The organism is Acidovorax facilis, from assembly GCF_050626955.1.
In the GTDB taxonomy this organism is placed as follows: domain Bacteria; phylum Pseudomonadota; class Gammaproteobacteria; order Burkholderiales; family Burkholderiaceae_C; genus Acidovorax; species Acidovorax facilis.
Map to the genome: position 1 here is coordinate 762,974 of NZ_CP192460.1, position 26,277 is coordinate 789,250.

The 26,277-nt window shown below is 63.3% G+C and carries 24 protein-coding genes; 9 read left to right on the forward strand and 15 right to left on the reverse strand.

Annotation, left to right across the window (positions count from 1 at the left end; translation table 11 throughout):
• Positions 1–47: 47 nt before the first annotated feature.
• Positions 48–2,705: a FimV/HubP family polar landmark protein gene (locus ACQ4MJ_RS03465; protein WP_431150027.1), complete on the reverse strand. Its 2,658-nt coding sequence runs from the start codon at positions 2,703–2,705 to the stop codon at positions 48–50.
• 289 nt (positions 2,706–2,994) lie between these two features.
• A complete protein-coding gene (gene asd, locus ACQ4MJ_RS03470) occupies positions 2,995–4,125 on the reverse strand; it encodes an aspartate-semialdehyde dehydrogenase (protein ID WP_431150024.1) in 1,131 nt (376 codons plus the stop codon).
• Positions 4,126–4,507: 382 nt separating this feature from the next.
• Between asd and ACQ4MJ_RS03475 the strand changes: the two genes are divergently transcribed.
• The gene (locus ACQ4MJ_RS03475) at positions 4,508–5,182 is read left to right on the forward strand and encodes a dihydrodipicolinate reductase C-terminal domain-containing protein (protein ID WP_228896796.1); all 675 of its coding nucleotides are present in this window, start codon (positions 4,508–4,510) and stop codon (positions 5,180–5,182) included.
• 83 nt (positions 5,183–5,265) lie between these two features.
• Here the strand turns inward: ACQ4MJ_RS03475 and leuB are convergent, their stop codons facing one another.
• The 9 genes from leuB to grpE all read right to left on the reverse strand — a co-directional run bounded on the left by leuB (position 5,266) and on the right by grpE (position 15,118).
• Positions 5,266–6,339, reverse strand: coding sequence for a 3-isopropylmalate dehydrogenase (leuB, locus tag ACQ4MJ_RS03480; RefSeq protein WP_306554087.1), 1,074 nt, complete (start codon positions 6,337–6,339; stop codon positions 5,266–5,268).
• Positions 6,340–6,429: 90 nt separating this feature from the next.
• A complete protein-coding gene (gene leuD / locus ACQ4MJ_RS03485) occupies positions 6,430–7,080 on the reverse strand; it encodes a 3-isopropylmalate dehydratase small subunit (protein ID WP_228899279.1) in 651 nt (216 codons plus the stop codon).
• 11 nt (positions 7,081–7,091) lie between these two features.
• Complete coding sequence (locus ACQ4MJ_RS03490; protein WP_099658184.1) at positions 7,092–7,223, reverse strand: entericidin A/B family lipoprotein; 132 nt, start codon at positions 7,221–7,223, stop codon at positions 7,092–7,094.
• Positions 7,224–7,234: 11 nt separating this feature from the next.
• On the reverse strand, positions 7,235–8,656 hold the full coding sequence (leuC, locus tag ACQ4MJ_RS03495; protein WP_431150021.1) for a 3-isopropylmalate dehydratase large subunit: 1,422 nt from the start codon (positions 8,654–8,656) through the stop codon (positions 7,235–7,237).
• Positions 8,657–8,678: 22 nt separating this feature from the next.
• Positions 8,679–9,635: a LysR family transcriptional regulator gene (locus ACQ4MJ_RS03500; RefSeq protein WP_431150020.1), complete on the reverse strand. Its 957-nt coding sequence runs from the start codon at positions 9,633–9,635 to the stop codon at positions 8,679–8,681.
• 136 nt (positions 9,636–9,771) lie between these two features.
• Positions 9,772–11,136: an MBL fold metallo-hydrolase gene (locus ACQ4MJ_RS03505; RefSeq protein ID WP_228899282.1), complete on the reverse strand. Its 1,365-nt coding sequence runs from the start codon at positions 11,134–11,136 to the stop codon at positions 9,772–9,774.
• 152 nt (positions 11,137–11,288) lie between these two features.
• Entirely contained in the window at positions 11,289–12,434 is a 1,146-nt protein-coding gene (gene dnaJ, locus ACQ4MJ_RS03510; protein WP_055399485.1) for a molecular chaperone DnaJ, read from the reverse strand.
• 86 nt (positions 12,435–12,520) lie between these two features.
• The gene (gene dnaK / locus ACQ4MJ_RS03515) at positions 12,521–14,473 is read right to left on the reverse strand and encodes a molecular chaperone DnaK (protein WP_431150016.1); all 1,953 of its coding nucleotides are present in this window, start codon (positions 14,471–14,473) and stop codon (positions 12,521–12,523) included.
• A gap of 93 nt (positions 14,474–14,566) precedes the next feature.
• Positions 14,567–15,118, reverse strand: a complete 552-nt coding sequence (gene grpE, locus ACQ4MJ_RS03520; protein ID WP_121420740.1) for a nucleotide exchange factor GrpE — start codon at positions 15,116–15,118, stop codon at positions 14,567–14,569.
• 304 nt (positions 15,119–15,422) lie between these two features.
• Between grpE and rpsF the strand changes: the two genes are divergently transcribed.
• The 5 genes from rpsF (at position 15,423) to dnaB (ending at position 18,482) form a co-directional block, all read left to right on the forward strand.
• The gene (gene rpsF / locus ACQ4MJ_RS03525) at positions 15,423–15,830 is read left to right on the forward strand and encodes a 30S ribosomal protein S6 (protein WP_055399389.1); all 408 of its coding nucleotides are present in this window, start codon (positions 15,423–15,425) and stop codon (positions 15,828–15,830) included.
• Positions 15,831–15,844: 14 nt separating this feature from the next.
• Entirely contained in the window at positions 15,845–16,135 is a 291-nt protein-coding gene (priB, locus tag ACQ4MJ_RS03530; protein ID WP_121420739.1) for a primosomal replication protein N, read from the forward strand.
• A gap of 17 nt (positions 16,136–16,152) precedes the next feature.
• The gene (gene rpsR / locus ACQ4MJ_RS03535; protein ID WP_005795932.1) at positions 16,153–16,434 is read left to right on the forward strand and encodes a 30S ribosomal protein S18; all 282 of its coding nucleotides are present in this window, start codon (positions 16,153–16,155) and stop codon (positions 16,432–16,434) included.
• Between the two features lie 12 nt (positions 16,435–16,446).
• Positions 16,447–16,899: a 50S ribosomal protein L9 gene (gene rplI, locus ACQ4MJ_RS03540; RefSeq protein WP_055399385.1), complete on the forward strand. Its 453-nt coding sequence runs from the start codon at positions 16,447–16,449 to the stop codon at positions 16,897–16,899.
• 167 nt (positions 16,900–17,066) lie between these two features.
• Positions 17,067–18,482 (forward strand): replicative DNA helicase, encoded by a 1,416-nt coding sequence (gene dnaB, locus ACQ4MJ_RS03545; RefSeq protein ID WP_055399383.1) that lies wholly within the window; start codon positions 17,067–17,069, stop codon positions 18,480–18,482.
• Between the two features lie 92 nt (positions 18,483–18,574).
• Here dnaB and ACQ4MJ_RS03550 read toward each other — a convergent pair whose 3' ends face one another.
• The 4 genes from ACQ4MJ_RS03550 to ACQ4MJ_RS03565 all read right to left on the reverse strand — a co-directional run bounded on the left by ACQ4MJ_RS03550 (position 18,575) and on the right by ACQ4MJ_RS03565 (position 22,003).
• Positions 18,575–18,961 carry a hypothetical protein gene (locus tag ACQ4MJ_RS03550; RefSeq protein ID WP_431150011.1) on the reverse strand — a complete coding sequence of 129 codons (387 nt, stop codon included), beginning with the start codon at positions 18,959–18,961 and terminating at the stop codon, positions 18,575–18,577.
• Between the two features lies 1 nt (position 18,962).
• Positions 18,963–20,729, reverse strand: coding sequence for a PhoH family protein (locus tag ACQ4MJ_RS03555; RefSeq protein WP_121505784.1), 1,767 nt, complete (start codon positions 20,727–20,729; stop codon positions 18,963–18,965).
• Positions 20,730–20,920: 191 nt separating this feature from the next.
• A complete protein-coding gene (locus tag ACQ4MJ_RS03560; RefSeq protein ID WP_055393154.1) occupies positions 20,921–21,406 on the reverse strand; it encodes a peroxiredoxin in 486 nt (161 codons plus the stop codon).
• 225 nt (positions 21,407–21,631) lie between these two features.
• Entirely contained in the window at positions 21,632–22,003 is a 372-nt protein-coding gene (locus tag ACQ4MJ_RS03565) for an Mth938-like domain-containing protein (RefSeq protein WP_055393291.1), read from the reverse strand.
• A gap of 149 nt (positions 22,004–22,152) precedes the next feature.
• On the opposite strand from ACQ4MJ_RS03565, the gene ACQ4MJ_RS03570 reads away from it, so the two are divergent.
• The 3 genes from ACQ4MJ_RS03570 (at position 22,153) to thrC (ending at position 26,258) form a co-directional block, all read left to right on the forward strand.
• A complete protein-coding gene (locus ACQ4MJ_RS03570) occupies positions 22,153–23,391 on the forward strand; it encodes a pyridoxal phosphate-dependent aminotransferase (protein WP_121420736.1) in 1,239 nt (412 codons plus the stop codon).
• Positions 23,392–23,484: 93 nt separating this feature from the next.
• Positions 23,485–24,819 (forward strand): homoserine dehydrogenase, encoded by a 1,335-nt coding sequence (locus ACQ4MJ_RS03575; protein ID WP_121420735.1) that lies wholly within the window; start codon positions 23,485–23,487, stop codon positions 24,817–24,819.
• Positions 24,819–26,258 (forward strand): threonine synthase, encoded by a 1,440-nt coding sequence (gene thrC, locus ACQ4MJ_RS03580; protein WP_431150007.1) that lies wholly within the window; start codon positions 24,819–24,821, stop codon positions 26,256–26,258. The genes ACQ4MJ_RS03575 and thrC overlap by 1 nt, the downstream gene beginning before the upstream one ends.
• The last annotated feature ends 19 nt before the right edge of the window (positions 26,259–26,277 follow it).

Below are 26,277 nucleotides of genomic sequence, written 5' to 3' on the forward strand. Positions count from 1 at the left end.
GGCGGCCTGGGGGTGGGGAAAGCGCGCCGTGAGAGAACCCGGCTGCATCAGCCCAGTTCGGCCAGCATACGCTGGGCGCGGGTCTTGAGGGCGCCGCTGGATTCGGCCACCACTTCTTCGATCAGCGTGCGAGCACCGTCGGTGTCGCCAATGGCGTTGAACTCTTCGGCCAATGCCAGCTTGGTGGCCAGCGGATCATCCTGGGCCGCAGCCGAGCCATCATCGACGAACTCGGGTGCCGGAGCGGGTGCCTTGGCCGCAGGGGCTGCCATGGGCTTGGACGGTGCGTTCAGGTCCAGAGACAGTTCGCCCAGATCAAATTCCATGGGGCCGGAATCCTTGGCGTCGCCTGCCAGCGGCATGGGGCCAGATGGCGCCATGCTCAGGTCGTCTGCGCTCGGGAAGTCGAGGTTGGCGACGGGCGGAGGGGCCATCATCGGGCCGGGGGCTGTATCTTGACCACCCCAGGCTGGGGCCGTTGCAGAGGGCAGCTCTGGCAAATCCAGTTCCGGGCGCAGTGTTTGTGGTTCATCGCTGGCATCGGCGTCCGTAGTGCGACGGGTGCCACCTGCGGCCGCGGCCGCAGCTGCAGCGGCCGCCGCTGCAAACCCGCCCGGGGGTGCTGGTGCCACCGAGGGAGCGTCGGTCAGTGCGTCATCTGGCAGGTCCAGATCGAGATCCAGGTCGAGATCGGGGGGGAGTGCCGCTGTGGCCGCCGCATTGCCCGCACCGCCCGTGAAGGTGCTCGGGAAGCCACCTGGGGGCAGCGATGGAGATTCGTCCTCGGCCATGCCGGGGCGGCCACCAGGCTGGTACAAGCGGTTTTCGGGGTCCAGGTCGCGGCCGAGTTCGGCAATGCGGTTCCAGTCCGGGCCTTCGCCCTGCGTCAGCTTGAACACATCCCCTGCCACCGCTTCCAGTGCCTTGCGGTCCTGGCGCTTGGCGTAAATTTCGCCGAGCTTCACATGGACCGACACGCGGGCCGGATTGTGGCGAATCGCTTCCTTCAGGATTTCCTCGGCCTGCAGGTCGCGGCCATAGGCCAAATAAACGTCTGCCTCCGCCACGGGATCCACATCGCCGCCAGCATCGAGCTGGCTCGGGGAGTAGGCCATTGACGAGCCGGTCGTCATTTCGCTGTTGGCGGTATCCACGCGCTGTCCGCCGCTGGCACCGAAGAATGAATCAGGCTGGATGCGGCTTTCCAGGAACGAGCTGTCTACGCCAGCGTTCTGGCGGCGACGCTGCACCACACGGTAAGCGCCATAACCCAGCAACAGGGCCAGCAGGCCACCACCGGCCAAGGGCAGGATCGGATCGTCCATGAGGCCGGACAGGAAACTCGGCTCTTCAACAGGGGCTGGTGCTGGCGCAGGCATCCGTACGGGGGCTGCGGGTGCGGATGCGACGGGAGCCGGTGCAGAGGCGGGTTCGGAGGCCGCCTCGGCAGGAACGGCAACATCCGCTGGGGCACTGGCTGGGGGCACGGGGGCCGACGCAGGTGTTTCAGGCGCGGCGGGTGCTGTAGGCGTGGCGGGGACTGCGGGGGCCTGCACGGCCACGCCAGCGGGGGCGCTGGCACCGCCAGCGGGCGCGGCACTGCCAGCAGCGGCCGATGCTGCGCCCAGCTTGTTCAGGTCGGTAATGTTCTTGGACAGTTCGGCCATCCGGGTGGCGGCCTCGCTGGCTTGCTTGTCCTTGGCGAGCTGGTCCTCGGCGGCCTTCTGGCCCTTCACGGAGCCTTTGGACAGCGTCAGCTTGTCGGGTGCGGTCGTGGCAGGTTTCTTGTCCTCCACGCGGGTCTGCACCGTGCCCGACGCAGAGCGCTCGGCAGCGGCCACTGCCGTGGTCGGGGCGGCACCTGCCAGCTTGCGGCGGAATTCGTTGAAATCCTTGGCCTGGGCTGCCAGGATCTGGCGTGCCTCGGGGGCTGGGGTTGCCTGCGCCGCAACTTCATCGGGCATCTGCAATACCGCGCCAGCTTTGAGGCGATTGACATTGCCTTGAATGAACGCGTCCGGGTTCGCACGCATCATGGCAACCAGCATCTGATCCAAAGACACGCTGGCGGGACGGTAGGCATTCGCCAGGCGGCCTGCGGTGTCACCGGTCTGCACCTTGACACCGTCTGCGGGGGTTGGACGAGGGGCTGCTGCTGCCGGGCGTGGCGCTGGCGGTGCAGCAGCGGCAGGGGATTCGGTGGCGCGCGGGGCGACCGGTGCGCGCACGGCGGGCGCCGACGGGGCGGCAGGTGCCGAGATCTGAGGGGACGCCGTCACATTCGGTGCTGCGCGGCGCAGTGCTGGCGGGTCAAACAGCATGGTATAGCTGCGCACAATGCGGCCCGAGCCCCAGTTGGCGTCCAGCACCAGATCAAGGAAGGGGTCGTTCACCGGACGATCACTCGTCAGACGCAGCACGGCGGTGCCGTCTGGGCGACGCTGCAGCTGGATTTGCAGGTTGTTGATCGCGGGCGTGTATTCCATGCCCTGGGCGCGGAAAACTTCCGGGGTAGCCGTCGTAGCGCGCAGGGTGTCGGCTTCGGCGGGGGTGATCTGGGGCAGGTCAATTTCGGCGCGCAAAGGCTCGCCCAAGGCAGACTGCACGGTGATGCGGCCCAACGCCAGGGCCGAGGCGTCGCCAGCGTAAAAGCCAGCGGACGCTACGGCCGCAGCCGCCAGGACAGAAAATTTCCAACGATGCATGTTTGCCAACAACTGATTAGGTTTTTGTGCGGCTCGGTCGAGCGGTGCTTTTTTTCTCATGGTCTGGTCCCGCCCCGGCGCGTGAAAATATGTAAAAAGCACCATAGCATCAATGTTTTGCACTGACAAGCTGAGGTGGCTCCGAAGCTTTGAGCGAGGTTCAGACGCACCAGATTGGGGCATTCAAATGTTGCCAATTGCCAACGTGGCGTAACTGAGTGTGTCAAGGTACCGGGCGTAAAAAAGCGCGCACGGCGAGGGCCGTGCGCGCTTTTTGGGGATTGCCGGCTTAGGCGTCGAGCAAGATGCGCAGCATGCGGCGCAGGGGCTCGGCGGCGCCCCAGAGCAGCTGATCGCCAATGGTGAAGGCGCCCACATATTCAGGGCCCATGGCCAGCTTGCGGATGCGGCCCACAGGGATGTTCATGGTGCCGGTCACCGCCACGGGGGTCAGGTCCTGGATGGTGGCTTCACGCGTGTTGGGCACCACCTTGACCCACTGGTTGTCGGCGGCGATCATGGCTTCGAGGTCGGCCACGGGCACATCCTTCTTGAGTTTGAAAGTCAGCGCCTGGCTGTGGCAGCGCATAGCGCCCACGCGCACGCAGAAACCATCGACGGGAATGGCGGAGGCGTTGAAGCCCTCGCCCATACCCAGGATCTTGTTGGTCTCGGCCATGCCCTTCCACTCTTCCTTGGACATGCCGTTGCCCAGGTCCTTGTCGATCCAGGGGATCAGCGAGCCGCCCAGCGGTACGCCGAAGTTGGCGGTTTCAGCGGCTGACAGGCTGCGCTGCTTGGCGATGACCTTGCGGTCGATTTCCAGGATGGCGCTCTTGGGATCGTCGAGCAGTGCGCGCACTTCGGCGTTCAGCGTACCGTACTGCGTGAGCAGCTCGCGCATGTGCTGCGCGCCGCCGCCTGATGCTGCCTGGTAGGTCTGGGTGCTCATCCATTCCACCAGACCTGCCTTGTACAGCGCGCCCACGCCCATCAGCATGCAGCTCACGGTGCAGTTGCCGCCAATCCAGTTCTTGCCGCCTTTGGCCAGGGCGTTCTTGATGACGGGCATGTTGACCGGATCGAGAATGATCACGGCGTCCTTGTCCATGCGGAGGGTGGAGGCGGCATCGATCCAGTGGCCGTTCCAGCCGGCGGCGCGCAGCTTTGGGAACACTTCAGAGGTGTAGTCACCGCCCTGGGCGGTGATGATGATTTCGCAGCGCTTGAGAGCCTCGATGTTGAACGCATCCTGCAGTGCAGTCTCGTTCTTGGCTTGGGCAGGGGCCTTGCCGCCTGCGTTCGAGGTGGAGAAGAACATGGGTTCGATCAGATCGAAGTCCTTCTCTTGTTCCATACGGTCCATCAAGACCGAGCCGACCATGCCGCGCCAGCCGACCAACCCTACCAACTTGCTCATTTCAACGCCCTTTCTAAGTAAGAAACAGTGCCAGACCGGACTGCTCGCCTGGCTCGTCTGGCCAGGAAGGGCGCACGACGAACCAGGCTGAGTCAGCCCTTAATGGTCGTGGTTTTGGTGATGGTTGCGCGCGCAGCCACACCGGCCGTGGCGGCGGGTGCAATGTTCAGGGCGAACGCGTGGGCGGCAAACATAGGCGAAGATTGTAGCGGATGCGGGCTTGGGGCTCTGTGCCGTTGTTCCAACAGGCATCTCTGGGGAGCGATCGGCGGGATAGACGGTAGAAAAAAGCCAATGACTTGGGGGAGAGCATGCGCCCATGGTCTGCACCGCACTACAGTCCTGCCTATCGCTTTGTCTGCGATTCATCGAGAGTGGAAAAATGCAAGTCATCGTTGTGGGGTCTGGCAAGCTGGCCAGGGAGCTGTTGGGGGCGCTGCCCTCTGGGGACGCTGGGCAGGTTGTGCCCTGGGCCGCCGAGGGGCTGCCTGCAGAAAAATCGGTGGTGGTGCATGCAGGCTCGGGCCGGGAGCTACAAGCGGTGAGCGCGTTTTGTGAATCCACGTGCTCTGCGCTGGTGGAGCTGTCCACGGGATCAGCGCTGGAACACCTGGCTGTAGGTTTTCCCGTGGTCCTGTGTCCCAACACCAACCTTCTCATGCTCAAGTTCATGGCCATGCTGGAGCGCAGTGGGCACTTGTTCCGTGGCTATCGCATCGGGCTGACCGAGTCGCACCAGGCTCAGAAGTCGTCGGTGCCGGGCACGGCCGTGAGCATGGCGCAGGCGCTGGGTCTTGTGCCCGGTGATATCCGGTCTGTGCGCGATGCCGAGGTTCAGCAGCGCGTGCTGCAGATTCCCCCAGAACATCTTGGCCGCCATGCCTACCATCAGGTCCTGATAGAGGATGGGGCTTGCAGCGTGACGCTGGAAACCCGTGTTTATGGCGATGCGCCTTATGCAGAGGGCGTTGCGCACATCGTGGCAGCCGTGCGCGAGCGGCCGCTGGAGAACCGGCGCTACGCCATCATCGAATTCATCGACAACGGGTGGCTGTAGGCGGTACGGGCAGTGCCACGGATCCATAAAAAAAAGCGCCGGGAGTGTCCGGCGCATTTTTTTTGTGACCGCTGAGCGGGGGATCAGGCCGTCAGCGCCTTCACCACCGCGTCGCCCATCTGCGCCGTACCCACCTTAGTGGTGCCTTCGCTGTAGATATCGGGCGTGCGCAGGCCCTGCGCGAGCACCTTTTGCACGGCGGCTTCGATGCGCTGGGCGGCGGCTTCCTGGTTCAGGCTGAAGCGCAGCATCATCGCGGCCGAGAGGATGGTGGCCAGCGGGTTGGCCACGCCCTTGCCAGCGATGTCGGGGGCGCTGCCGTGGCTGGGCTCGTACAGGCCCTGATTGCTGCTGTTCAGGCTGGCCGAGGGCAGCATGCCGATGGAGCCCGTCAGCATGGACGCTTCGTCGCTCAAGATGTCGCCAAACATGTTGCCCGTGACCACCACGTCAAACGCCTTGGGGGCCTTGACCAGCTGCATGGCTGCGTTGTCCACGTACATGTGCTGCAGTTCGACGTCGGGGTATTCCTTGTGCACGTCGGTGACCACGTCCTTCCAGAACTGGAAGGTTTCGAGCACGTTGGCCTTGTCCACGCTGGTGACCTTCTTGTTGCGCTTGCGGGCGGCCTGGAAGGCGACGTGGGCGATGCGCTCGATCTCGGGACGCGAATAGCGCATGGTGTCGAAGGCTTCCTCGGCACCGGGGAAGTGGCCGTCGGTGGCCACTCGGCGGCCGCGCGGCTGGCCGAAATAGATGTCGCCCGTGAGCTCGCGGATGATGAGGATATCGAGGCCCGCGATCAGCTCGGGCTTGAGGCTCGATGCGCCCACCAGTTGCTCGTAGCAGATGGCAGGGCGGAAGTTGGCGAACAGGCCCAGGTTCTTGCGCAGGCCCAGGATGGCCTGCTCGGGGCGCAGGGGGCGGTCGAGCTTGTCGTACTTCCAGTCGCCCACGGCGCCGAACAGGATGGCGTCGGCTTCCTTGGCGAGCTTCAGGGTGGATTCGGGCAGCGGGTGGCCGTGGGCCTCGTAGGCGGCGCCGCCGACCAGGGCAGATTCCATCTCGAACTTCAGGTCCAGGGCTTCCAGAACCTTCACGGCTTCGGAGACGATTTCGGTACCGATGCCGTCACCCGGCAGAACTGCGATTTTCATTGAATTTGCTTTGATTTTGATAGCTGCTACCGCTTATGGATAAAGCGCTAGAGGCTAATTTAAATGATATTTTTTGATGCCTGCGGTGTCTTACGACACCATGGTGTGCGCAAGCCAGGGCTTGGTCGCCAGGCGCTGCGCTTCAAACGCCTTGATCTTGTCGGACTGGCGCAGGGTCAGGCCGATGTCGTCGAAGCCGTTGAGCAGGCAGTACTTGCGGAAGGCCTGCACGTCGAACGGGATTTCTTCGCCCTGAGGACGCACGATGACCTGGCGCTCCAGGTCGATGGTGAGTTGGTAGCCGGGGAAGGCGTGCACTTCATCGAACAGCTGGGCCACCGTGGCCTCGGGCAGCACGATCGGCAGCAGGCCGTTCTTGAAGCAGTTGTTGAAGAAGATGTCGGCAAAGCTGGGCGCGATCACGGCGCGAAAGCCGAACTGGTCCAGTGCCCAGGGCGCATGCTCGCGGCTGGAGCCGCAGCCGAAGTTCTTGCGTGCCAGCAGGATGGAGGCGCCTGCATAGCGCGGCTGGTTCAGCACAAAGTCGGGGTTGGGCTTGCGGCTGGCGGGGTCTTGGCCGGGCTCGCCATGGTCCAGGTAGCGCCACTCGTCAAACAGGTTCACGCCAAAGCCGGTCTTCTTGATCGACTTGAGGAACTGCTTGGGAATGATCGCGTCCGTGTCGACGTTCTCGCGGTCCATGGGGGCCACAAGGCCCTTGAGCAAGGTGAATTTCTGCATGGGTGCCTTGTTTATTTGTTGGCGGCGCGTTCGAGTGCGCCCCCTGCCCGTTGAACGTCCTGGCCTACGCCCTTGACGGTGTTGCACCCGACCAGCAGCAAGGCGGCAGACAGTGCGATGAGGGTTGCAGCAATTTTCTTCATGGCGAGCTCCTTCAGGCGAATTGGCGAATGTCCACAAAATGACCGTGCACGGCGGCGGCGGCTGCCATGGCGGGGCTGACGAGATGGGTCCGGCCACCAGCGCCCTGGCGGCCTTCAAAGTTGCGGTTGCTGGTGGATGCGCAGCGCTCGCCCGGCTCCAGGCGGTCGGCGTTCATGGCCAGGCACATACTGCAGCCGGGCTCGCGCCACTCAAAACCTGCGGCGACAAAAATCTTGTCGAGGCCTTCGCGCTCGGCCTGCTCTTTGACGAGGCCCGAGCCGGGCACCACCATGGCCAGCTTCACGTTGCTGGCCACCTTGCGGCCCAGGTTCTTCACCACGGCAGCGGCTTCGCGCATGTCTTCGATGCGGCTGTTGGTGCAACTGCCGATGAACACCTTGTCGATGGTGATGTCGTTGATCGCCTTGCCGGGCTGCAGGCCCATGTAGGTCAAGGCGCGCTCGATGGCGCCGCGCTTGTTGGCGTCCTTTTCCTTGTCGGGGTCCGGCACGCGGGCGTCCACGCCCAGCACCATTTCGGGCGAGGTGCCCCAGGTGACTTGCGGCACGATGTCGGCCGCATCGAGCTTGACGACAGTGTCGAACTTCGCGTCGGCGTCGGAATGCAGCGTCTTCCAGTACGCCACGGCCTGGTCCCATTCGACGCCGGTGGGCGACAGGGGGCGGCCTTTGACGTATTCAATGGTCTTGTCGTCCACCGCCACCAGGCCCGCGCGTGCGCCGCCTTCGATGGCCATGTTGCACACGGTCATGCGGCCTTCCATGCTCATGGCGCGGAAGACGGAGCCTGCAAACTCGATGGTGTAGCCCGTGCCGCCAGCGGTGCCAATCTTGCCAATGATGGCCAGCACCACGTCTTTGGGCGTCACGCCTTTGGCCAGCGTGCCGTCCACCTGCACCAGCATGTTCTTTGCCTTCTTGGCCAGCAGGGTTTGCGTGGCCATCACGTGCTCGACTTCCGAGGTGCCGATGCCGTGGGCCAGTGCGCCGAAGGCGCCGTGCGTGCTGGTGTGGCTGTCGCCGCACACCACCGTCATGCCGGGCAGGGTGGCGCCGTTTTCGGGGCCGATCACGTGCACGATGCCTTGGCGCTTGTGCATGAAGGGGAAGAACGCAGCGGGCGAGATCTGCGCCATGTTGTCGTTCAGCGTGGTGATCTGCTCTTTGCTGATTGGGTCGGTGATGCCGTCGTAGCCGTTTTCCCAGCCCGTGGTGGGCGTGTTGTGGTCGGCCGTGGCCACGATGGAGCTCATGCGCCAGACCTTGCGGCCCGCCTCGCGCAGGCCTTCAAACGCCTGGGGGCTGGTCACCTCGTGCACCAGATGGCGGTCGATGTAGAGGATGGAGGTGCCGTCCTCTTCGGTGTGGACGACATGCTCGTCCCAGATCTTGTCGTACAGGGTGCGTCCCATGGCGTGGCTTTCTTTCTGCTTTTCAGGTGGGTGATTGGATTTTAGTGTCGGGGTCTGGCCGGGGTGACAGGTGTTCCACCAGCAAACGGGCCGTGACGGGCAGGGCGTCGAAGTCGCGAGCCACCACGCGCAGCTCGCGGTGGGCCCAGGCATCGGTCAGCGGGATGGCTTGCAGGTTGCCCACGCCGCGCATCAGCGCAAATGCCCGGTCGGGCAGCAGGCCCACGCCCAGGCCGTTGTCGATCATGCGGCACATGGCATCGAGCCCTGTGACCTGGATGCGCTGTCGCAGCGGGCGCCCGGCGGCGGCGGCGGCGGCGCGCATGGCCAGGCTGATGCTGCTGTTGGCATGCAGGCCCACGATGTCCCAGTCCAGAACTTCTTCAAAATTGATAGCATTCAGCGCAGACAGGTCGTGCGCCAGGGGTACAACGAGCACCAGATTGTCGGCGCGGTAAGGGCGGCTTTGCAATTCCAGGGCACCGTTGCCACTGGCCATGCCGATGTTGCAGATGCCCAAGTCGGCGGCGCCCTCCTGCACGGCATGCAGCACGTCGCTGGAGAGGTGCTCCTGCAGGTCGATCTTGATCTGGCTGTGCTCGCGCGCAAAGGCGCTCAGGTCTTCGGGCAGGAACTGGAAGATGGCCGAGATGTTGGCGTGCATGCGCACATGGCCGCGCACGCCGTCGGCGTATTCGCTCAACTCGCCCTGCATGCGTTCGAGGCCAAACAGCACGGTGCGCGCATGGTGCAGCAGGCTCTCGCCTGCGGGTGTGAGCGTGACGCCCCGGCTGTGGCGGTAGAGCAGGGCGGTGTCCACGGCGGTTTCCAGGTCCGACAGGCGCTTGCTGACGGCCGATGCTGCAATGAATTCGCGCTCAGCCGCGCGGCCAATGCTGCCGAGCTCACACACCGCCACAAACAGTTGCAGCGAGGTCAGGTCGATACGGCGCGCAAAACTGCGCTCGGAGCTTTTCATGGGGTTTTAACTTCTCGAAATGAGAAGGTTGCCTATTTTCTCCCCATTATTGCCGCTTTGACATCGCGATACGCGATGGCGGCACTGCCCTTCTGCGCGAGGGTAGAACCGCTGAGGCCCAGAAAGCTAACGTGGCTCAGGCGGTGCAGGTGCTGCCGTGCTCTGGCACAGCGGCACGCCAGCGCAGCTCATGTTCAATGCGCTGACGCAGCAGATCGGCCGCGCCCATTTCACCATGCACCACGTACACCTTGTCCGGCGCGTGCCCCATGCTGTGCAGCCAGGCGATGAGCTGGTTGCCGTCGGCATGGGCTGATGCAGAGGACAGCCGAACCACCTCGGCGCGCACGGCCACATCCTGGCCGTGGATACGGATGGTTTTTTCGCCCTCTGCCAGCCGCGCACCACGGGTGCCTGGGGCCTGGTGGCCGGTCAGGATGATCATGTTGCGGTGGTCGCCCGCGTGCAGTGCCAGGTGGTGCAGCACGCGCCCCCCGGTGGCCATGCCGCTGGCCGACAGGATGACCATGGGGCCATGAAGCTTGGCCAGCCCCTTGGATTGCTCGGGCGTCTGGACCATGGTGGCGCCATGCTCCAGTGCCTGCACCTCGCGGCCGCTCAGGCGGTGTTCCTGCATGTGGTGCTGGAACAGCCCCGTGGTACTGACGGCCATGGGGCTGTCCAGAAACACCTTGAGCGATGCGGGCACCACACCCTGCGCCTTGAGCAGGCCAATCGCGTGCAGCACGACCTGTGCACGCCCCACGGCAAACACCGGCACCACGGCAATACCGCCACGCGCTGCCAGGCGCTGCAGGGCGGGGCCCAGTTCATCGAGCGGGCCTTCGGGCGGGTGCTCGCGGTCGCCGTAGGTGGACTCGATAAGCACGGTGTCGGCCTGGGGCGGCGCGTCAGGCGGGTTCATGAGCAGGTCATCGGGCCGCCCCAGGTCGCCCGAAAACAGAATGCGCCTGCCTCCCACCTCCAGCAGCACGCTGGCTGCACCAAGGATGTGGCCTGCGGGCGAAAACGTCACACGCCAGCCGGGCAGGGGCTCAAACGCCTTGTGAAATGGGTGGATCTGGAACTGCTTGAGGCAGTGCAGCGCGTCGAGCCGGGTGTACAGGGGCAGGGCGGGGCTGTGGCTGCTGAGCTGGTGGCGGTTGAGAAAGGCCGCGTCTTCTTCCTGCAGGTGCCCGCTGTCGGGCAGCAGGATGGTGCACAGGTCGCGTGTGCCCGGTGTGCAGTGGATGGCGTGGGTGTAGCCGTCGCGCGCCAGCAGCGGCAGGTAGCCGCTGTGATCCAGGTGGGCATGGGTCAGCACCACGGCGTCGATCTGGTGCGGCGTGACGGGCAGAGGCTGCCAGTTGCGCAGGCGCAACTGCTTGTAGCCCTGGAACAGGCCGCAATCGACCAGGAGGCTCTTGCCGTTGTAACGCACCAAGTACTTGGAGCCGGTGACCGTGCCGGAGCCGCCCAGGAAGGTGATGTTGACGTTCATGTGCCCAAGCTCCCGGGTGATCATCGATGAGACCCATCCTACTGCGCTGTGCGTGCATCGCACGGGCCCTAGGGAGTTTCTTGCCCTGCGTCAAGAAAAAACCGCCTGGGCCAAAAGGCCACAAGCGGTTTTCGATGGATGCCGGTGCGCGGTCAGCTGAAGAAGTTCTTCAGCCGGTCCGTCCAGCTCTCGCCGCTGGGCGAGTGGCGGGCGCCGCCCTTCTTGAGCGAATCTTCCAGTTCGCGCAGCAGCTTGCGCTGGTGCTCGGTCAGCTTGACGGGTGTCTCGACTGCGATGTGGCAGTACAGATCGCCCGGGTAGCTGGCACGCACGCCCTTGATGCCCTTGCCACGCAGGCGGAACTGCTTGCCGGCTTGGGTGCCTTCAGGAATGTCGATCGCTGCCTTGCCAGCCAGCGTGGGCACTTCGATCTCGCCGCCGAGTGCTGCCGTGATGAAGCTCACGGGCACCTGGCAGTGCAGGTCGTCGCCATCGCGCTCGAAGATGTCGTGTTTCTTCAGGCGGATTTCGATGTACAGGTCACCCGGTGGGCCGCCGTTGGTGCCCGGCTCGCCGTTGCCGGTGGAGCGGATGCGCATGCCGTCGTCGATGCCCGCAGGGATCTTCACTTCCAGCGTCTTTTGCTTCTTGAGCTTGCCCTGGCCATGGCAGGTCGTGCACGGCTCGGGAATGATCTTGCCCGTGCCGCGGCAGTGGGGGCAGGTCTGCTGCACGCTGAAGAAGCCCTGGCGCATCTGCACCGTGCCTGCGCCCTGGCAGGTGCCACAGGTCTTGGCACTGGTGCCGGGCTTGGCACCGCTGCCGTGGCAGGTGTCGCAGCTCTCCCACGAGGGGATGCGGATCTGAGCATCCTTGCCGCGGGCGGCTTCTTCCAGCGTGATCTCCATGGCGTAGCTGAGGTCGCTGCCCCGGTACACCTGTCGGCCGCCGGCACCGCGCCCACGCCCGCCCTGCTGGCCAAACATGTCGCCGAAGATGTCGCCAAAGGCCTCGGCAAAACCACCAAAGCCCTCCGCCCCCGCGCCGCCGGGGCCGCGCATGTTGGGGTCCACCCCGGCGTGGCCGTACTGGTCGTAGGCCGCACGTTTTTGCGGGTCGGAGAGCATCTCGTAGGCCTCTTTGGCCTCCTTGAACTTCTCTTCGGCAGGCTTGGCTGCGTCACCCTGGTTGCGGTCAGGGTGGTGCTTCATCGCCAGCTTGCGATAGGCCTTCTTGATTTCTTCGTCCGAGGCGTTCTTGGGAACGCCCAGGATTTCGTAAAAGTCTCTTTTGGACATGGTCATTCTGAGCCCGGTTGGAACAGGAACGCCGCGCAAGCCCCGTCAAGGGCCCCGCGCGGCGGCTGGGGTCAACGGCGGCGTGCTCAGCCCTTCTTGACTTCCTTCACCTCGGCATCGACGACGTTGTCGTCGTCTGCGGGCTTGGCGGACGCGCCACCAGCCGACGCGCCTGCGGCCTCAGCACCCCCGGCTGTCTGAGCAGCTTGCGCTGCCTGGGACTCGGCGTACATCTTTTCGCCCAGCTTCTGGCTGGCAGCCATCAGCGCCGTGGTCTTTTCGTCAATCGCGGCCTTGTCTTCGCCCTTCAAGGCTTCTTCCAGTGCCTTGACTGCGGCAGTGATCGCGTCCTTTTCACCTGCGTCGAGCTTGTCGCCGTGTTCGGCCAGGCTCTTGTTCACGCTGTGCACGGCGGCTTCACCCTGGTTGCGGGCTTGCACCAGCTCCAGCTTCTTCTTGTCGTCGGCCGCATTCAGTTCGGCGTCCTTCACCATCTGCTGGATTTCTTCTTCCGACAGGCCCGAGTTGGCCTTGATAGTGATCTTGTTTTCCTTGCCCGTGCCCTTGTCCTTGGCGCCCACGTGCAAGATGCCGTTGGCGTCGATGTCGAACGACACTTCGATCTGCGGAACACCGCGGGCTGCCGGTGGAATGCCTTCCAGGTTGAATTCGCCCAGCAGCTTGTTGCCGGTAGCGATTTCGCGCTCGCCCTGGTAGACCTTGATGGTCACGGCAGGCTGGTTGTCATCGGCCGTCGAGAAGGTCTGTGCGAACTTCGTCGGGATGGTCGTGTTCTTCGTGATCATCTTGGTCATGACACCGCCCAGGGTTTCGATACCCAGCGACAGGGGTGTCACGTCCAGCAGCAGCACGTCCTTGCGGTCACCCGACAGCACCTGGCCCTGGATGGCGGCGCCCACGGCCACGGCTTCGTCAGGGTTCACGTCCTTGCGGGGGTCCTTGCCGAAGAATTCCTTGACCTTTTCCTGAACCTTGGGCATCCGGGTCATGCCGCCGACCAGGATCACGTCATGGATGTCAGACACCGACACGCCAGCGTCCTTGATGGCCATGCGGCAAGGAGCGATGGTGCGCTCGATCAGCTCTTCCACCAGTTGTTCCAGCTTGGCGCGGGTCAGCTTGATATTCAGGTGCTTGGGGCCCGATGCGTCTGCCGTGATGTAGGGCAGGTTGATGTCTGTCGAGGCCGAGTTCGACAGTTCGATCTTGGCTTTCTCGGCCGCTTCCTTCAGGCGCTGCAGGGCCAGCACGTCGTTCTTGAGGTTGACGCCCGACTCCTTCTTGAACTCGTCAATGATGAAGTCGATGATGCGCTGGTCGAAGTCTTCGCCGCCCAGGAAGGTGTCGCCGTTGGTCGACAGCACTTCGAACTGCTTTTCGCCGTCCACATCGGCGATTTCGATGATGGACACGTCGAACGTGCCGCCGCCCAGGTCATACACGGCGATCTTGCGGTCGCCCTTTTCCTGCTTGTCCAGGCCAAAGGCCAGAGCCGCAGCGGTGGGTTCGTTGATGATGCGCTTGACGTCCAGGCCCGCAATACGGCCAGCGTCCTTGGTGGCTTGGCGCTGTGCGTCGTTGAAGTACGCGGGCACGGTGATGACGGCTTCCGTCACGGGCTCGCCCAGGTAGTCTTCAGCCGTCTTCTTCATCTTGCGCAGGATGTCGGCAGACACTTGCTGGGCCGACAGCTTGTTGCCGCGCACTTCGATCCATGCGTCGCCGTTGTCGGCGGCCACGATCTTGTAGGGCATCAGGTCGATGTCCTTTTGCACTTCTTTTTCTGTGAACTTGCGGCCGATCAGGCGCTTGACGGCGTACAGCGTGTTCTTGGGGTTGGTCACGGCCTGGCGCTTGGCCGAGGCACCGACGAGGATCTCGCCGTCTTCCTGGTAGGCCACGATGGAGGGCGTGGTGCGTGCACCTTCGCTGTTTTCGATCACGCGGGTCGTGTTGCCCTCCATGATGGAGACGCAGCTGTTGGTCGTACCCAGGTCAATGCCGATGATTCTTCCCATGATTTTTCTCCGAATGCTTGAATGGTTTGGATGGCTAGTAACTTGTGGATAACTTGGTGTGGTTCAAGTCTTCCGGGTCGATTTTTTTGAGGCTTACTTGGGAGCCGTCACCGTGACCAGGGCCGGACGCAGCACGCGCTCGGCGATCACATAGCCCTTTTGCAGCACAGCCACCACGGTGTTGGCTTCCTGCTCGGCAGGCACCACGCTGATGGCCTGGTGCTGGTGCGGATCGAACTTGGCGCCAGCGGCCGGGTTGATGGCAATCACCTTGTTGCGCTCCAGTGCCGACGTCAGCTGGCGCAGGGTGGCGTCGGCGCCTTCGCGCAGCTGCTGGGGCGTAGCTTCCTTGATGGCCAGGGCGGCATCCAGGCTGTCGGCCACGGGCAGCAGGCTCTCGGCAAAACTCTCGATACCGAATTTGCGGGCCTTGGAAACCTCGTCTTCGGCGCGGCGGCGGGCGTTCTCGGCCTCGGCCTTGGCGCGCAGGAACTGGTCGGCCAGATCAGCGCTTTTGGCCTTGAGCTCGGCCAACTCGCCCTGCAGGCGTGCCAGCTCGTCAGAGGCGTGGGCAGCCATGGCGGCTTCGACTTCTTCGGGGGCGGGGGCGCTCTGTGCGGGGGTGGTTTGGCTGGTGTCGGACATGTCTTGGTCTGGAAGTAAATGAACGGTACGCGCGGGATCTGGGGGCGTGACACCACAAATCAAGGTCTGCACCAGGGGTATGGTCTCTCGGGCCCCGTATGCATCGCGGATTGTTGTAGTACATGTCGGCCCAGCCACTGGTTTTGCAAGGGGCTGGAGACATCTATGCCATCTTTTTGTACGCTTGGGCAGGGGCGGCGAAGCACTGAGTGTACAAGCGACGCAGGCCGGGCTATAATCGCAGGCTTTCCCTTGCCACACCACTTCAAGACGCAGTGGGTGGTCTTACCCAAAAGGAGTATGCATGCGTCATTACGAAATCATTTTGTTGATCCATCCAGATCAAAGCGAGCAAGTTCCAGCCATGCTGGAGCGCTACAAGGGCATGATCACCGCTGGCGGTGGCAAGGTGCACCGCGTGGAAGACTGGGGCCGCCGTCAACTGGCGTACCTGATCAACAAGCTGGCCAAGGCCCATTACCTGTGCGTGAACATCGAAGCCGATCAGGCCGTGATGGCTGAACTGGAGCACGCCTTCAAGTTCAACGACGCCGTGCTGCGCCACCTGACGGTTCAGAAGAAGAAGGCCGATACGGGCCCATCTTCCATGATGAAGACCGTCGAGCGCGAAGAAGCCCGCAAGGCCAGCCAAGCTGAATATGCAGCGGCCGGTGGTGAGCGCGGCGAGCGCCCAGATCGCGCCGAGCGCTGATCTAGCCCGTTGGAGTGGAGAACCGCGTTGCCTTGACCGCCTGTATCGCAGAGGCTGAACCCCTGCGCTACACGCCCGCCGGATTGCCTGCCCTTACGCTGCGCCTCGAACACGAGTCCCAGCAAACCGAGGCAGGCCACCCCCGCGAAGTCAAGGCTGCCATGAAAGCCATTGCCTTTGGGGCGATGGCCGAGCGACTGGCACGGCAGAACATCGGAAGTCTCTGGACTTTCCATGGATTTCTGGCCAACCCGCGCAATGGCAAGACCGCAGTGCTGCACATCCAGGATATTCAACAAAATTAATTTTCAAGGGGTCCGCAATGGCCACGTTCAAGAAGTTCAACAAAGACAAGCGCCCAAAGCGCAACACCCAGTCCCTGCTGTTCAAGCGCAAGCGCTTCTGCCGCTTCACGGTGACCGGTGTTGAAGAAATCGACTACAAGGATGTCGATACGCTGCGCGACTTCATCGCCGAAAACGGCAAGATCATCCCCGCACGCCTGACCGGCACGCGCGCCATCTTCCAGCGTCAGCTGAACACCGCCATCAAGCGCGCTCGCTTCCTGGCCCTGGTGCCTTACAGCGACCAGCACAAGATCTAAGGAGCACAACCCATGCAAATCATCCTGCTCGACAAGGTTGTGAACCTCGGCAACCTCGGTGAAATCGTCAAGGTCAAAGACGGCTACGCCCGCAACTTCCTGATCCCCGCTGGCCGCGCCCGTCGCGCCACGGAAGCCGCCAAGGCAGAGTTCGAAGCCAAGCGCGCTGAACTCGAAAAGGCCGCAGCTGCCAAGCTGGCAGAAGCTCAAGCCCAAGGCGAAAAGCTGGCTGGCACCACCGTCAAGCTGACGCAAAAGGCTGGCGTGGACGGCCGTCTGTTTGGTTCCGTGACCAACCACGACATCGCCGAAGAGCTGAGCAAGCAAGGCTACAAGGTTGCCAAGTCGCAAATCCGCCTGCCCAACGGCCCGATCAAGGTCGTGAGCGAAAGCACTGTCAGTGTGGCTCTGCACACCGATGTGGTGGTGGACGTGACCGTGTCGGTCTACGGCGAAACCGCCTGAGATTCACTTCGGTGTTTCACGCAAAGCCGCCTTCGGGCGGCTTTTGTTTTTGTGCGGCTCTGGGTTGTACATGGTTACCCACTGGTTGCCCCAACTTTATCCACAGACTTGTGCCATGACGGCGCGCCGCACGGGCGCTAGCATGCCGGGTTAGCTCCGAGGATTCCATGTCTGCTGTTTTTCCGCCCCTTGACGATGGCTTCACGCCGGTACCCGACCGTGAAATCGCCCAGTTGCGCGTGCCGCCGCACTCGATAGAAGCGGAGTCCAGCGTGCTGGGCGGGTTGCTGCTGGACAACAACGCCTGGGACCGCGTGGGCGACCTGCTGGTAGAAAGCCATTTCTACCGCCATGAGCACCAGATGATCTACTCGGCCATCGGCGCACTGATCAACGCCAGCAAGCCGGCCGACGTGATCACCGTGTTCGAGCACCTGCAGAACCAGGGCAAAGTGCAAGAGATGGGCGGGCTGGCCTATCTGAACAATCTGGCGCAATACGTACCCAGCGCCAGCAACATCCGCCGCTATGCGGAAATCGTGCGCGAGCGTGCCATCCTGCGCAAGCTGGTCACGGCCAGCGACGAAATTTCCACCAACGCGTTCAACCCGCAAGGCAAGACGGTCGAACGGATTCTGGACGAGGCCGAGTCCAAGATTTTTGCCATTGGCGAGGAAGGCTCGCGCACCAAGCAGGGTTTCCAGTCGCTGGATACGCTGGTGATCGACCTGCTCGACCGCGTGCAGGAGATGGCAGACAACCCTGTGGATGTGACGGGTGTGCCCACCGGGTTTGCAGACCTGGACCGCATGACCTCGGGTCTGCAGGCGGGCGACATGGTGGTGCTGGCAGCGCGCCCCTCCATGGGCAAGACCTCGTTCGCGGTGAACATTGCCGAGCACGTGGCGCTCAATGAGGGCCTGCCGGTCGCCATCTTCTCGATGGAAATGGGCGCCGCCCAGCTGGCGGTGCGTATCGTCGGTTCGATTGGCCGGGTGAACCAGGGCAATCTGCGCACCGGCAAGCTCACCGATGATGAGTGGCCGCGCCTGACCGAGGCGATTGAAAAACTGCGCACCGTCTCGCTGCACATTGATGAAACCCCGGGCCTCACACCCGGTGAATTGCGCGCCAACGCGCGGCGCCTGGCGCGCCAGTGCGGCAAGCTGGGCCTGATCGTGGTCGACTATTTGCAGCTGATGAGCGGCTCGGGTTCGGCGGCCAGTTCGGACAACCGGGCGACCGAGTTGGGTGAAATTTCCCGGGGCCTCAAGATGCTGGCCAAGGAACTGCAGTGCCCGGTGATCGCGCTGTCGCAGCTCAACCGCTCGGTGGAGCAGCGCACCGACAAGCGCCCCATGATGTCCGACCTGCGCGAGTCAGGCGCTATCGAGCAGGATGCCGACATCATCATGTTCATCTACCGCGACGACTACTACAACAAGGACTCCAAGGAGCCCAACGTGGCCGAGGTCATCATCGGCAAGCAGCGGAACGGCCCCACGGGTACTGTGAAGCTGTTCTTCCAGAAGAACCAGACGCGCTTCGAGAACCTGGCCATGGGTTCGGGCGACGATTTCTAATAAAAATAGCCACTAGCGCTTATTGGGTAAGCGCAAGTAGCTATCAAATTAGGAGTTTTTGGCCGGGGTAGATGGTGTTGGTCGGAGTTCCATTAGGGTCGCAGCACCCACACCAGCAAACCCGCACATCCCACGGCAAGAACACCCACAGCCACAGTGAGCCGTTGCTGGCGCTGGCGCAGCACTTCTACCGCCTGCACCACCTGGGCATTCTGTTCGGCCAGTGACTGGATCAGCACGGCGGATTCCTGTTGCTCCTGCTCCAGCATTGCCACCCGCTCGCGCAGATGTTCCAGCTGCAAGGCCACGGGAATGGCGGGCTCGCCCCCAGCGCCTTCGAGTGCTCCCGCAGCAGCTTCAGCGTTCCCTTTTCGGGTGGTGCCCAGCAGCTTTTTGGCCGCCTGGAGAATCTGGGGCGTCGCCTCGATGACGTCGCCCCAGGGCACCAGCTTCAGTGCTGCAACCCAGCCTGCAGCCAACTCAGAGCACCTCGCTGGCGAAATCTGCCAAGCGCGAGCGTTCGCCGCGCGCCAGCGTGATGTGCCCGCTGTGCGGCCAGCCCTTGAAGCGGTCCACGGCGTAGGTAAGCCCGGATGACCCTTCGGTCAGGTACGGCGTGTCGATCTGCGCGAGGTTGCCCATGCAGATGATCTTGGTGCCGGGACCGGCGCGGGTGATCAGCGTCTTCATTTGCTTGGGCGTCAGGTTCTGCGCCTCATCGATGATCACGTACTTGTTCAGGAAGGTGCGCCCGCGCATGAAGTTCATGCTCTTGATCTTGATGCGGCTGCGGATCAGCTCGTTGGTGGCAGCGCGGCCCCACTCGCCAGCATTGCCGCCGTCGCCCTTGGCCAAAAACTCCAGGTTGTCGTCCAGCGCGCCCATCCAGGGGCCCATCTTTTCTTCTTCGGTGCCGGGCAAAAAGCCGATGTCCTCGCCCACGCTCACCGTGGCGCGGGTCATGATGATCTCGGTGTAGCGGCGATCGTCCAGCACCTGGGTCAGGCCTGCAGCCAGGGCGAGCAGGGTCTTGCCGGTGCCGGCCGTGCCGGTCAGGGTCACGAAGTCGATCTCGGGGTCCATGAGCAGGTTCATGGCGTAATTCTGTTCGCGGTTGCGCGTGGTCACGCCCCACACGGCATTTTTGGCCGAACCGTAATCCTTCAGGGTCTGCAGTACCGCTGTTTTCTCGCGGATTTCGCTCACGCGCGCAAACAGGCTGGGCTCGCCGGGGGCTTCGAAGTACACGAACTGATTGATCATCAGCTGCGGCACGATGGGGCCGCCAATGCGGTAATAGGTGTGGGCGCCGCTTTGCCAGCTTTCCACGTTCTTGCCGCTCTTGGCCCAGAAGTCGGGGGGCAGGGCCAGCACGCCAGCGTAGAGCAGGTCGCCATCTTCCAGCGTCTTGTCGTTCTGGTAGTCCTCGGCAGTCAGGCCCAGCGCGCGGGCTTTGACGCGCATGTTGATGTCTTTGGAGACCAGCACCACTTCGCGCGGTGCGTGCAGCTTGCGCAGGGCTTCGACCACGCCCAGGATCTGGTTGTCGGCTTTGCCCGGGGGCAGGCTGGTGGGTAGGCTGTAGTCCAGTGGCACCGTCTGGAAGAACAGGTGGCCACCCGCAGCACGCTGGCCGGTGGAGTCAAGCTTGAGGCCCTTGGCCATGTCGGCGCCCTGGGCGGCAGCCAGGGCATCCAGCGTGCGGCTGGCCTGGCGGCCGTTGCGGGCCACTTCGGTCATGCCCTTCTTGTGGCCGTCCAGTTCTTCCAGCACGATCATCGGCAGGAAGATGTCGTGCTCTTCAAAGCGGAAGAGGCTGGTTGGGTCATGCAGGAGCACGTTGGTGTCCAGCACAAAGAGCTTGGTCGGACCTTGCGGTGCGGATTTGCGGGTGCGTGTGGTGGTCGCGGTGGCCGGGGTGGTGCTGGCGGTGACGGCGGCAGGTGTGTCGGTGCTGCGTGCCTTGCGCGTGCCGGTGCTTCGGGCCACGGGGGCGGCGGAGGGTTGGGGTGTGCGTGCTCGGGTCTCAATCTGGACCAATGGAGCTGTGTCAGGCGCTGCCAGCGACGAGGCCACGCTGTCTGCCTTGCGTCCGGCGCGGGTGGGGGCTGTAGCGGTGGCGGTGCGCTGGGGCGTAGCAACGGCTTCGTTCGCCGAGGTGGTAGCTACGCGGGGGCGGGCTGCGACTTCAAAGGCTTCTGGCGCGAGGAGTGCAGCGCGCCGGCTGGGGGCGGGGGGCAGGGGCATGGTGGCAGGGCCTCGGTCGGTAAAGGGGTAACGGGTGGGTCAGAAAGCAAAAAGCCGCCTGGAGGCCAAGGCGGCTTTTTGGAGGAGGGCAAACGTTGCGATAACCAGGGGCATAAAACCATTATGCCTACTCCGGATGTCTTGCCTGGGCAAAACAAGCGGGGTGTCGCGCCGATGCCCCAATGTGCAGATCAGGCGGCCTTTTTCAGGGCCTTGATGGATTTGACGGCTTTCAGGACCTCGTCCACGTGGCCGGGAACCTTGAGGCCGCGCCACTCTTGCACCAGCAGGCCATCGGGGCCGATCAGGAAGGTGCTGCGCTCAATGCCCTTGACCTTCTTGCCGTACATGATCTTGTTCTTGACCACACCGAACATGTGGCACATCTTTTCTTCGGTGTCGGCGATGAGTTCGAAGGGCAGTTCCAGCTTTTCCTTGAATTCGTCGTGCGACTTCATATTGTCGCGGGACACGCCGAACACGGCAGCGCCTGCCTTCACGAAGTCCTTGTACTTGTCGCGAAACTGCATGGCCTCCGTAGTGCAGCCAGGCGTGTTGTCCTTGGGATAGAAGTAGAGAACCAGAATTTGGCCAAGGTGGGAGGTGTTGGAGACCTTGAGTCCACCGGTAGCGTTGGCTTCAAATTCAGGGAGGGGTTTGTTGACAACGATCGCCATATCACTTCAATCTCTCAGGATGTAGTCGTTGGTAAGCCGGGGGAGCTAGTGTGTTATTGCTCTTGGTGGTGCCCCCGACCGCAACCGGCGATTTTACCCCGAATTCACTCTTCGGCCAAATGTAAGACAGTGTGTCCGGCCCGCAGTGGCGGGCATTTAGGCAAGGGCTTGCATAGGTGCAAGCGCCGGATTTGCAGCTTGCCGCGGCGGTTGCGGGCCTGTAGCTCAGGCTTCCAGAATCAGTGCTGCCACCACGTTGCGCCCTTCACTGGCCAGGATGTTGTACGTGCGGCAGGCGGCAGGGGTGTCCATGGTTTCCAGCCCCAGCCGGCGGGCGATGAGCGGCGCCAGCCACGCCGGTGGCGGGAACCGGTTGCGTGTGCCGCTGCCAAAAATGACCAGCTCTGTCTCCAGGGCTGCCAATTGCGCGAAATGTTCGGGGGTCAGGTCTTCAAAGCGCGTGCAGGGCCAGGCCTGGCGCAGCCCCGACGAGCCGATGATGACGCTGTGCGTGATCTTCTCGGCATCCACGCCGATCCAGCCGGGGCCGTAGCCGCTGATGGTTTGTGCGTTCGAGCGGTCGGGCTGGAATTTCATGGGTGTTGGCGTCGGTTGCAGGCGGTGGCGCTGCGGGTAGGCCCGGCGCAGGGCCTGGGCGCGCTTGTGATCTGTGGTCAAATTATAGGTTTCGCCAAGGTGCCAGCCGCTCTGGCCGCCACCTGACCCCACTGCACCACCGTCAGCGCATGAAAACCGTCCAAAAATCCGCCAAGCTCGCCAACGTCTGCTATGACATCCGGGGGCCCATCATGGACGCGGCCAAGCAGATGGAGGAAGACGGCCACAAGATCATCAAGCTCAACATCGGCAACCTGGCGGTGTTCGGTTTTGATGCGCCGGAAGAGATTCAGCTGGACATGATCCGCAACCTGCCCAATTCGGCGGGTTACTCGGACAGCAAGGGTATCTTTGCGGCGCGCAAGGCCGTCATGCACGAGACCCAAAAGCAGGGCATCAAGGGTGTGATGCTGGACGACATCTACCTGGGCAACGGTGCCAGCGAGCTGATCGTGATGGCCACCAATGCACTGCTGGACAACGGCGACGAGCTGCTGCTGCCTTCGCCCGACTACCCCCTGTGGACCGCCGCTGCCAGCCTGTCGGGCGGCACGCCCGTGCACTATGTGTGCGATGAAGCCAATGGCTGGATGCCCAACCTTCAGGATATCCGCGCCAAGATCACGCCCCGCACCAAGGGCATCGTGGTCATCAATCCCAACAACCCGACGGGCGCGCTGTATTCGGACGAATTGCTCAAGGGCATCGTCGCCATTGCACGTGAGCATGGCCTGGTCATCTTTGCCGACGAGGTGTATGACAAGGTGCTGTACGACGGCGCCAAACACACGGCCATTGGCTCGCTGAGCGAGGATGTGCTCACACTCACCTTCAATTCGCTGTCCAAGAGCTACCGCTCATGTGGCTACCGCGCGGGCTGGATGGTGGTGTCGGGCGACAAGAAGCCCGCCAAGGACTACATCGAGGGCCTGAACATGCTCTCGAACATGCGCCTGTGCGCCAACGTGCCCGGCCAGTGGGCGGTGCAGACGGCGCTGGGTGGCTACCAGAGCATCAATGAGCTGGTAGGCGAGGGCGGCCGCCTGCGCAAGCAGCGTGATCTGGCGTACGAGCTGATCACGGCCATCCCGGGCGTGACCTGCGTGAAGCCCCAGGCGGCGCTCTACATGTTTCCGCGCCTCGACCCTGCCGTGTATCCCATCGAGGACGACCAGCAGTTCTTCCTGGAACTGCTGCAGGAGACCAAGGTCATGCTGGTGCAGGGCACAGGCTTCAACTGGGCGGCGCCGGACCATTTCCGCATCGTGTTCCTGCCACACGAAGACGATCTGCGCGACGCCATCGGCCGCGTGGCGCGCTTCCTGGAGCAATACCGCAAGCGCGTACAAATGGCGGCGGCTGCGTAACTTGCACGTTGAGTGGTGCAGAAACTCATTTTTTCATAGCTGCTAGCGCTTGATGGATAAGCGCCAGAGCCCATTTTGACTGATAAAAATCCCATGAAACCCATCCAAGTAGGCCTTCTGGGCATCGGCACCGTCGGCAGCGGCGTGTTCAACGTGCTCGCGCGCAACCAGGACGAGATCAGCCGCCGCGCTGGCCGTGGCATTGAGATCACCATGGTGGCCGATCTGGACGTGGAGCGAGCCAAGGCGGTAGTGGGTGCTGACATCCAGGTCGTCAACGACGCCCGCGCCATCATTGCCAACCCTGACATCGACATCGTCATCGAACTGATTGGTGGCTATGGCATCGCCCGCGCGCTCGTGCTTGAAGCCATCGCCGCTGGCAAGCATGTGGTCACCGCCAACAAGGCGCTGCTGGCCGTGCACGGCACCGAGATCTTCGCGGCTGCATCGGCCAAGGGCGTGATGGTGGCCTTTGAGGCAGCCGTGGCGGGGGGCATCCCCATCATCAAGGCGCTGCGCGAAGGCCTCACCGCCAACCGCATCCAGTGGATCGCCGGCATCATCAACGGCACCACCAATTTCATCCTGTCCGAGATGCGCAGCAAGGGGCTAGACTTTGATGTGGTGCTCAAGGAAGCACAGCGCCTGGGCTACGCCGAGGCCGACCCCACCTTCGACATCGAAGGCGTGGACGCCGCGCACAAGGTCACGCTGATGAGTGCCATTGCGTTTGGCATCCCCGTGCAGTTTGACAAGGCCTATGTCGAAGGCATCACCAAGCTCGGCGCGGCCGACATCAAGTACGCCGAGCAACTGGGCTACCGCATCAAGCTGCTGGGCATCACGAAGCGCGCGGACAAGGGCATCGAACTGCGCGTTCACCCGAGCCTCGTGCCCTCCAAGCGCCTGATCGCCAACGTCGAAGGCGCCATGAACGCCGTGGTGGTGCAGGGCGATGCCGTGGGCACCACGCTGTACTACGGCAAGGGTGCGGGCAGCGAGCCCACCGCCAGCGCCGTCATTGCCGATCTGGTGGACATTGCGCGCCTGCACACGGCCGACCCTGAGCACCGCGTGCCGCACCTGGCCTTCCAGGCCAACACGCTGGCCGATGCCATGGACACGCTGCCCGTGCTGCCGATGAGCGAAGTGGTCACCAGCTACTACCTGCGCCTGCGCGTGGCCGACCAGGCCGGTGTGCTGGCCAAGGTCACCGGCCTGTTGGCCGAGGCCGGTGTGAGCATCGACGCAGTATTGCAGCGTGAGGCTGACGAAGTCGGTGGTGAAGGATCTACGCAAACGGACCTGATCATCCTGACCCACGACACCCGCGAAGGCACCATGGACGCCGTGATCGCCCAGATGCAGGCCCTGCCCACGGTGCTGGCGCCCATCACGCGCATCCGCAAGGAGGAACTGAACTGATGCTGTACATCTCCACACGCGGCCACGCCGACCGCAAGCATTTCTGCGACATCCTGCTCGAAGGCCTGGCGCCCGATGGCGGCCTGTACCTGCCCGAGCACTACCCGCAGGTCAGCGACGCGATGCTGACAAAGCTGCGCAAGGCTTACCACGAGCAAGGCTACGCCGAGCTGGCGTTTCAGATCCTGTCGCTCTACATCGATGACATCCCCGCCGCTGACCTGAAGGCCCTGTGCGCCAAGACGTACACAGCCGAGGTGTTTGGCACGGGCGAGATCGTGCCCCTGCGCCACCTCGAAGACGGCCTGTGGCTCGAAGCCCTGTCCAACGGCCCCACGCTGGCCTTCAAAGACATGGCGATGCAATTGCTGGGCAACCTGTTCGAATACGAACTGAACCGCCGGGGTGAAGAGCTCAACATCCTGGGCGCCACCAGCGGCGACACCGGCAGCGCGGCCGAGTACGCCATGCGCGGCAAAAAGGGCGTGCGCGTCTTCATGACCAGCCCGCACGGCCGAATGAGCGCGTTCCAGCAGGCGCAAATGTTCAGCCTGCAGGACGAGAACATCCACAACATCGCCATCGAAGGCGTGTTCGACGACTGCCAGGACATCGTCAAGGCCGTCAGCAACGACCTGGCCTTCAAGCGCAAGTACAAGATTGGCACCGTCAACTCCATCAACTGGGCGCGCCTGCTGGCGCAGGTGGTGTACTACTTCGCGGGCTACATCCAGGCCACCGAGACCAACGACCAGAAGGTCAGCTTCACGGTGCCCAGCGGCAACTTTGGCAACGTGTGTGCGGGCCATGTGGCGCGCATGATGGGCCTGCCCATTGGCAAGCTGGTGGTGGCCACGAACGAGAACGACGTGCTCGACGAGTTCTTCCGCACCGGCGCCTACCGCGTGCGCGCCGCAGCCGACACGCACGAGACATCGAGCCCCTCGATGGATATCAGCAAGGCCAGCAATTTCGAGCGGTTCATCTTTGACCTGCTGGGCCGCAACGGCCAGCGCACGAACGCGTTGTTTGCCAAAGCGCTGCCCGCCTATGGCAGGTTCGACTTGAGCGCCGAACCGCTGTTTGCCGATGCCGCCACCAAATACGGTTTTGAAAGCGGCAAGAGCACCCACGCCGACCGCCTGGCCACCATCAAGGACAACTTCGAGCGCCACGGCGTCACCATCGACACCCACACGGCCGACGGCGTGAAGGTGGCGCGCGAACACCACCAGGACCCCAAGGTGCCCATGATCGTGCTGGAGACCGCGCTGCCCATCAAGTTTGCCGAGACCATCGTCGAAGCCCTGGGCCATGCGCCCGAGCGGCCCGCCAAGTTCGCGGGCATCGAAGACCTGCCCAAGCGCGTGCAGGTGATGCCTGCCAACGTGCAGTTGGTCAAGCAATACATCGAGCGCCACTGCACGCCCGCCCTCTAGGGTGGGCAATCCGTAGCCG

Coding starts and splice junctions, on each gene's coding strand:
- ACQ4MJ_RS03465 (WP_431150027.1), bottom strand. CDS start 2,705: ATGCATCGTTGGAAATTTTCTGTCCTGGCGGCTGCGGCCGTAGCGTCC.
- asd (WP_431150024.1), bottom strand. CDS start 4,125: ATGAGCAAGTTGGTAGGGTTGGTCGGCTGGCGCGGCATGGTCGGCTCG.
- ACQ4MJ_RS03475 (WP_228896796.1), top strand. CDS start 4,508: ATGCAAGTCATCGTTGTGGGGTCTGGCAAGCTGGCCAGGGAGCTGTTG.
- leuB (WP_306554087.1), bottom strand. CDS start 6,339: ATGAAAATCGCAGTTCTGCCGGGTGACGGCATCGGTACCGAAATCGTC.
- leuD (WP_228899279.1), bottom strand. CDS start 7,080: ATGCAGAAATTCACCTTGCTCAAGGGCCTTGTGGCCCCCATGGACCGC.
- ACQ4MJ_RS03490 (WP_099658184.1), bottom strand. CDS start 7,223: ATGAAGAAAATTGCTGCAACCCTCATCGCACTGTCTGCCGCCTTGCTG.
- leuC (WP_431150021.1), bottom strand. CDS start 8,656: ATGGGACGCACCCTGTACGACAAGATCTGGGACGAGCATGTCGTCCAC.
- ACQ4MJ_RS03500 (WP_431150020.1), bottom strand. CDS start 9,635: ATGAAAAGCTCCGAGCGCAGTTTTGCGCGCCGTATCGACCTGACCTCG.
- ACQ4MJ_RS03505 (WP_228899282.1), bottom strand. CDS start 11,136: ATGAACGTCAACATCACCTTCCTGGGCGGCTCCGGCACGGTCACCGGC.
- dnaJ (WP_055399485.1), bottom strand. CDS start 12,434: ATGTCCAAAAGAGACTTTTACGAAATCCTGGGCGTTCCCAAGAACGCC.
- dnaK (WP_431150016.1), bottom strand. CDS start 14,473: ATGGGAAGAATCATCGGCATTGACCTGGGTACGACCAACAGCTGCGTC.
- grpE (WP_121420740.1), bottom strand. CDS start 15,118: ATGTCCGACACCAGCCAAACCACCCCCGCACAGAGCGCCCCCGCCCCC.
- rpsF (WP_055399389.1), top strand. CDS start 15,423: ATGCGTCATTACGAAATCATTTTGTTGATCCATCCAGATCAAAGCGAG.
- rpsR (WP_005795932.1), top strand. CDS start 16,153: ATGGCCACGTTCAAGAAGTTCAACAAAGACAAGCGCCCAAAGCGCAAC.
- rplI (WP_055399385.1), top strand. CDS start 16,447: ATGCAAATCATCCTGCTCGACAAGGTTGTGAACCTCGGCAACCTCGGT.
- dnaB (WP_055399383.1), top strand. CDS start 17,067: ATGTCTGCTGTTTTTCCGCCCCTTGACGATGGCTTCACGCCGGTACCC.
- ACQ4MJ_RS03555 (WP_121505784.1), bottom strand. CDS start 20,729: ATGCCCCTGCCCCCCGCCCCCAGCCGGCGCGCTGCACTCCTCGCGCCA.
- ACQ4MJ_RS03560 (WP_055393154.1), bottom strand. CDS start 21,406: ATGGCGATCGTTGTCAACAAACCCCTCCCTGAATTTGAAGCCAACGCT.
- ACQ4MJ_RS03565 (WP_055393291.1), bottom strand. CDS start 22,003: ATGAAATTCCAGCCCGACCGCTCGAACGCACAAACCATCAGCGGCTAC.
- ACQ4MJ_RS03570 (WP_121420736.1), top strand. CDS start 22,153: ATGAAAACCGTCCAAAAATCCGCCAAGCTCGCCAACGTCTGCTATGAC.
- ACQ4MJ_RS03575 (WP_121420735.1), top strand. CDS start 23,485: ATGAAACCCATCCAAGTAGGCCTTCTGGGCATCGGCACCGTCGGCAGC.
- thrC (WP_431150007.1), top strand. CDS start 24,819: ATGCTGTACATCTCCACACGCGGCCACGCCGACCGCAAGCATTTCTGC.